Source organism: Paenibacillus sp. GCM10027630 (assembly GCF_042676305.1).
In the GTDB taxonomy this organism is placed as follows: Bacteria; Bacillota; Bacilli; order Paenibacillales; family NBRC-103111; genus Paenibacillus_S.
Genome location: NZ_JBHTGY010000047.1, coordinates 120226 through 126225 on the forward strand (window position 1 = coordinate 120226; position 6000 = coordinate 126225).

The 6000-nt window shown below is 47.0% G+C and carries 6 protein-coding genes; 1 reads left to right on the forward strand and 5 read right to left on the reverse strand.

Features of this window, described 5'->3' with window-relative positions:
- Window positions 1-257: 257 nt before the first annotated feature.
- On the forward strand, window positions 258-338 hold the full coding sequence (locus ACFQ0C_RS23125) for a YjcZ family sporulation protein (RefSeq protein WP_379370022.1): 81 nt from the start codon (window positions 258-260) through the stop codon (window positions 336-338).
- A 141-nt stretch (window positions 339-479) separates the two neighbouring features.
- Here the strand turns inward: ACFQ0C_RS23125 and ACFQ0C_RS23130 are convergent, their stop codons facing one another.
- The 5 genes from ACFQ0C_RS23130 to ACFQ0C_RS23150 form a co-directional block, all read right to left on the reverse strand.
- Window positions 480-1727, reverse strand: a complete 1248-nt coding sequence (locus tag ACFQ0C_RS23130) for a molybdopterin molybdotransferase MoeA (RefSeq protein ID WP_379370005.1) — start codon at window positions 1725-1727, stop codon at window positions 480-482.
- A 6-nt stretch (window positions 1728-1733) separates the two neighbouring features.
- Entirely contained in the window at window positions 1734-2738 is a 1005-nt protein-coding gene (gene moaA / locus ACFQ0C_RS23135) for a GTP 3',8-cyclase MoaA (protein ID WP_379370007.1), read from the reverse strand.
- Between the two features lie 166 nt (window positions 2739-2904).
- Window positions 2905-3537, reverse strand: a complete 633-nt coding sequence (gene mobA, locus ACFQ0C_RS23140; protein ID WP_379370009.1) for a molybdenum cofactor guanylyltransferase — start codon at window positions 3535-3537, stop codon at window positions 2905-2907.
- A gap of 71 nt (window positions 3538-3608) precedes the next feature.
- Window positions 3609-4247 (reverse strand): MOSC domain-containing protein, encoded by a 639-nt coding sequence (locus ACFQ0C_RS23145; protein WP_379370011.1) that lies wholly within the window; start codon window positions 4245-4247, stop codon window positions 3609-3611.
- A 54-nt stretch (window positions 4248-4301) separates the two neighbouring features.
- The gene (locus tag ACFQ0C_RS23150) at window positions 4302-5627 is read right to left on the reverse strand and encodes a molybdopterin-dependent oxidoreductase (protein WP_379370013.1); all 1326 of its coding nucleotides are present in this window, start codon (window positions 5625-5627) and stop codon (window positions 4302-4304) included.
- Window positions 5628-6000: the final 373 nt, after the last annotated feature.

A 6000-nucleotide genomic window follows, 5' to 3' on the forward strand; every position in this document is an offset into this window, starting at 1 on the left:
CAGCCGGGCGGAGGGGTCAGTAAGTTTCGGAGAAACGGAGTGGTCGCCTTTGTCCATTTGTTGTTACCCTGATTTCATACTAATGAAAACAACAAATGGACAACAGCGATCGGAGAAACTTACTGAAGCCCGCAGCCCGGCTATTATCAATCACCACTCTCTCCCCCCCCAACTAGCGCCCATTTAAAGTAACGTCCAATCATCTTTAACCCCCTCAGCATATAGTACAATATGTCTTCTGAAAGGGGGATTTACAAATGGGCGGATTCCATACATCTACAGGTGTAATCCTTGTGTTGTTTATCTTGTTAGTTATCGTATCTCGTACATTTATTTAATTTACCCGGGCCTTCCTTGATGGACGAGCACGGTTTCAAGGCTAAACGAAACAAAGTATACAAAACTAATACTTGGATTCAACTAACAAAAACCCCCGGTCAAGCGTTATCGCTTAACGGGGGGTTTTTCCATTGTTCACTCTAAAGATCCGGCTCCTTCAGTAAAATCACGCGAACCGTTTCTCCCTTAGCGGCACCTCTGCCGCCTGCTGGAATACAGATAAGGCAGTCAGCATCCTTTATGGATACCATATTACTCGATTTATCTGTACCGGCTGGCTTAACGAAAACCGAACTATTGTTAACGGATACAGTTCCTCTTACATATCTGGGATAAGCAGAGCCTTTAGAATAATCCGTCTGCAGACTTCCTGTAATTTCATTATGGATCATTGCTGAATATCCGAGCAGACCCCGCATATAAGGGCGGACAAACAGCTCAAATCCAACATAGCTGGCCCCCGGATTGCCTGACAAAGCAAACAGCAGCTTATCTCTCCATAAGCCGACAGAGGTAGGACTGCCTGGCCGCATAGCCACTTTGTTAAACAGCAGTCTGCCATCCCACCGCTCAAACAGATCGACTAATACATCCTTGTCACCGACAGAAACACCGCCAGTCGTTATGATAAAATCAACCTGCTCCATTATTTTCAGCAGTGCTGCCTCTACACACTCCGGATCATCCGGCAGTATCGGCATTATGAGTGGGACTCCGCCAGCCTCTTGAACCTGACAGGCCAGCATATAGCTGTTGCTATTGCGGATTTTTCCATGCTCCAGTGGCCGTCCTACCTCCAACAGCTCCGATCCGGTGGAAAATATCGCAACCCGCGGCTTACGAAACACGCACACCCTCTCATATCCAAAAGCAGCAAGCAGAGCAGCTTCCCCTGGACCAATGGTCTGGCCTAACTGCAGCAGCAGTTCATCCTCTTGCACCTCATGACCAATGGGTGTAATGTTCTCTCCCTTGTCCATACGCTTGCGAATACTTACTTCACTAGCTGAAGCCTCGGTCATTTCAAGCATAATAACTGCGTCAGCGCCTGAGGGAACAACCGCTCCGGTCATAATTCGCGCTGCTTGTCCCCGCTCCACGCCGGAGACTGGAATTACCCCGCATGGTATCGTTTCGGTTACTTCCAAAGTAACCGCGTTCTCCGGCGACGCTTGATAACTATCCTCTGCGCGAACGGCGTAGCCATCGACTCCAGAACGTCGAAAGTGCGGGACTGGGTGACTTGCACTTACCGGCTCCGCCAGTCTTCGTCCAAAGCTCTCCTCAAGTAGAACTTCCTCTCTCTCCTGGAGACGTACATGGTGAAGGACCGCTTGCTGTGCATCCTCCACCTTAATCAGCTTACGCTGAAATCTATACCCCGACACTTAGCTTTAACCTCCGATCTGTGACATTCTCCGCAGCGTAGGCATATGGCTTTGCTGCTCGCTGAGCAATGCCTTGGCCATTTCATGGCTCTCCGGTTTAATATCCAACGCTTTAAGAAACAAATCCGCCAACGCCTGATCATTTCCGATATAAGTCTTCACGTTAAACTCATCCGACCAATAGAGGCACGGCTTGATGTTCCCATCCGCTGTCAAACGGAGACGATTGCAGGTTTGGCAAAAATGATCACTGACAGGATGAATCAGCCCAAATGATCCGAGAGCTCCTTCTATACGGAAATTTTGGGATGGGCCATTGCCATAAACTTCTCCGGACGGATTTGCTGTCCAACCACGTTCCACACAGCGGTCCTTTACAGTACTGAGCGGTACATATTTGTTTTTCCAACCAGCATCGTCATGCCCGATTGGCATATATTCGATAAACCGCACCTGAACCTTACGGTCAATAGTCATTTGTAAAAAATCGTCGATCTCATCGTCATTAACACCCTTCATTAGCACAACATTAAGCTTGATCGGATCTAAACCGACACGATAAGCAGCTTCTATACTATCCAGAACACGTTTAATATCTCCGCCACGAGTGATGAGTGAAAAGCGATCAGCACGAAGCGAATCCAAGCTAATATTAATGCGAGTCAATCCGGCTGCACGCAGTTTTTCAGCCCGTCCGGCAAAATAAATACCGTTCGTTGTCAAAGCTATATCTTCAATACCAGGAATAGCCGATAATTGACCTATCAATTGTTCCAAGTTTTTTCTCACGAGCGGCTCACCACCGGTAATACGCAGCTTGCGAACACCAAGTCCAGCCAGCACTCTTACGACTTCATAGATTTCATCGAAGCTAAGCATGTTCTCCTCAGGCTCGAACTCCATCCCTTCCTCCGGCATGCAGTAAACACAACGCAGGTTGCAGCGATCGGTGACGGATATCCTCAAATAATCGTGAACCCTACCGTATCGATCCGTTAAAATGGCTGACATAACCGACACCTCCGATCCCCTGTCCAGTGAAATTCCCGTTTATTTCAGTAGAATGCTACAATCCGGTATCTCTTTATTATTTCATACTTCACTCAAAAAAAATAGATGTATGTCAACATTCCTTACATACAATATAATCAAGAACGTTTACTGTTCAAATTAAAACTTACGACCTCTCCAAGCTGCGCAGCTCCTCAGGTGTATTAACATTTTCAGCAAAATTCGATGATACGCCTCTATCCATAAAAGAACTCGGTTCAGCCTCAGCATAGTCCAACCGCTCCAAAAGTCCCATCATCCTGTATTGCTCTGCTTCGAGCAGTTCATTAATCACATTATGGCATCTTCTATGGTATATCGCATGCAGTGGCTGTAATCTGCTGTTAAGCAAAGGAACCGCGGCATCGTAGCCTGCCTTTCCCTGACTTCGCCGCAGCGCAAGCAGCATTTCGGCGGCTCTGGAGGAGATGAATGGCATATCGCATGCAACGACCCATAGCTCGTTGTATTGCGCCACTGCCATTGCAGCTTGCAACCCTGCCAGCGGCCCATTCCCTGGCTGCTGGTCGCAGACAAGCCGCACATGCTGCCGTGGCCATGACAGCTGCTGTTCAAACATAGCCGGTTCATTGGTGATGATAAGAATCTCACTGCAAATGATGCTCATCTCGGTTAGCTGCCGTTCTATGAACAGCTCCCCTTTTAAGCTCAGCATTGCTTTCATCTTGCCGCCCATTCGCCGATTGCTTCCGCCGGCTAATATAACGCCCGAAATGGGCGGCTCACTTCTGTAATCCACCCCAGTTCCTCCATTCGTCACAGCAAATTCATTGCTTCACTGATAAGCCAGTTTAATCCCTTAGTCGCCCTTTAATTGCCTAATAATCTCTTTTCAAAAGATTTCCTCCAGCTATCAGCCAGAGCGTCAACTGCAAGCAATGCCTGAATGCCTGCCAAATCCGTCTTATCATGATACTTCAGCCTGTTAGCTTCCGCAGCAGAGATTCCCAAAGAATGACGCTCAATCAACCTAAAATCATCCCCTGCCCAGACGCTCCCTTCCTTCAATACACGGAAATAGTAGCCTGTATAGCCCGTATTCTGCACTTGCTCTGGCAGCTCCGGAACTTTGTACTTCCATCCCAGCTTGAAGCATGGCTGCCGTGGCTGGCTGACTTGCACAACCGCTTCTCCTATCGCAAATATATCCCCAATATGGATGTCCGCCTCCAACAGCCCTGTAACGGTAAAATTTTCACCGAACGCTCCATAGGAAAGTTTGCGCTCCAGCTTATCTTCCCAATATGCGTAATGCTCCTCGCAATAGGCACAGACCGCTTTATCCTCTCCGCCGTGGTTGATCATATCTCCTTGCCCGTCGCCTTCCAATTGAGTGAATGACAGCATCAATCTTCTATCTACGGGTTGTTTAAAAATACCGGTCTCCAGAGGCTTCCCCTTATAATCTATCGTAACCGGCTTACTGATGTTAAGCGAGAGCAAATGCAAAATGATCTTCCTTCCTTTTTTTATCACTTTTCTTATTATTACTTTTTCATGAGCCTAAGTGAGCCTTTTCCCTGGAACCCATGCATCATTATCATATCCTCGTACTTCCCAATATCCCATATGCTCTTCTTCTATTAATTCGATCGCCTGCAGCCATTTGACCGATTTATAAGCGTACATTTTTGGAACGACAAGCCTGACCGGCCCTCCCAATTGCTGCGGAAGTGGCTTGCCATCCATCAGTATCGCCACCATCACATCTTCCAGCCGCGCTTGCTCCAAGGATAGGCAATCCGTATATACCTTATCCCCGGAATACATTTTAGCAAAACGGGCCTTACTCTTTACACCCGCTATTTTGAGCAGATCCGATAACGGAATGCCCTCCCAGGTCAAACTATAGACTGACCAACCGGTTACACAGTGAAAGTCGCTTACCTGGACCTTACGGGGAAGCTTCAACAATTCTTCCCAGCTCCAAGAAATCGGCTTATCTACCAATCCTGAAATGACGAACTGCCAGTTATCGCTTGAAAATGAAGGAATATCCGTTACGGTATAAATCCGAAACTCACCCTTCCCCCCACCGCCAATAGGAGGATTAGATTCTGCAAGTGCTACCGGGGCAGGAAGCATATGATTGCCATCATTGTCGACCAGCTTATCAAGCTCCTCGCCACCTGTATCCGAGACTGATTTCATCCATCGATAAAACGCAGGCCCCACACCAAATACTAGCACAAGTCCGGCAACTAGTCGCAGAAAATTTGCTCGAGAAATCGGCGTTTTTTTCAAATACTCTACAAAAGCTTGGGGAGCCATCCGCCCTTCCACTTCAGCCCCTGATGATGCTGCTGCGACTTTTTTTTCCAATTCCATAGACGCTTGGGCTTGGGCTGCAGCAGCCTTTATCTCCTGGGAACGCATGGACTTTAACCATCGGCTGCGGGAAATCGAATGATAAGCAGCATAAGGAATGCCAACCCATGTAAATAAATCATGCAGTACTAATGATAAGTTGCTCCATATGGGTGGGAGGCTGCGGAACTGCCATAAAATGAGTCCTGTAACGCTCCAGCCAACCAGCAGCCCCAGTACTATGATCAGGTTCCACCGCTGGTTCAGCTTGTTTCTGATTTGCTTCCAATGCTTAGGAATTAGCGGCACATACATGGCTATAACCAGAATGGATAAGAAACCGATTACAATATGCGCTTGCTTCATAAATACACGAAATGCTCCCAAATCGCCCCGAATCGAAGGGATATAAAGAATGATTCCCGTTAGTGCAAGGAGCACAATAATCCAGGCATTCCATGCATGCAGCTTAGAAAGCTTCTTCCCGTACGATTCCTTCAGCCAGCCTCTCCATGAATCCATCCTCATACCGCCTCTCCTAGTTTAACGCCTCACTATCGTACCCTCTTATATTTAAGTATACGTATAAATCAAGTTGTTTGGTTGCATTCAAATCCTCTAACTACAAAAAGATTTCGTACCTTTGCAAATTGCCTATATGACTGATATTGTACCATACTGCATCCTGCCAAATATTATGTAAACCTTAATTATCTCTTTGAGCACAAAATATCCCCGCAAAATGGAGTCTTGCTTCGAAGTTGATTCAGATACTTTGCCGAGAGCCCCAAACATATAAATTCTGGCGTGTAATATAATCCACTAATGAAGGGAAATCCCCAGCAACTATCGAAGATACGAAGCACCTGACAAAGAGCTTCAATCTATACCTACC

What these genes read in the sequence shown, in the direction of transcription:
- ACFQ0C_RS23125 (WP_379370022.1), top strand. Translation starts at nt 258, where the DNA reads ATGGGCGGATTCCATACATCTACAGGTGTAATCCTTGTGTTGTTTATC.
- moaA (WP_379370007.1), bottom strand. Translation starts at nt 2,738, where the DNA reads ATGTCAGCCATTTTAACGGATCGATACGGTAGGGTTCACGATTATTTG.
- ACFQ0C_RS23150 (WP_379370013.1), bottom strand. Translation starts at nt 5,627, where the DNA reads ATGGATTCATGGAGAGGCTGGCTGAAGGAATCGTACGGGAAGAAGCTT.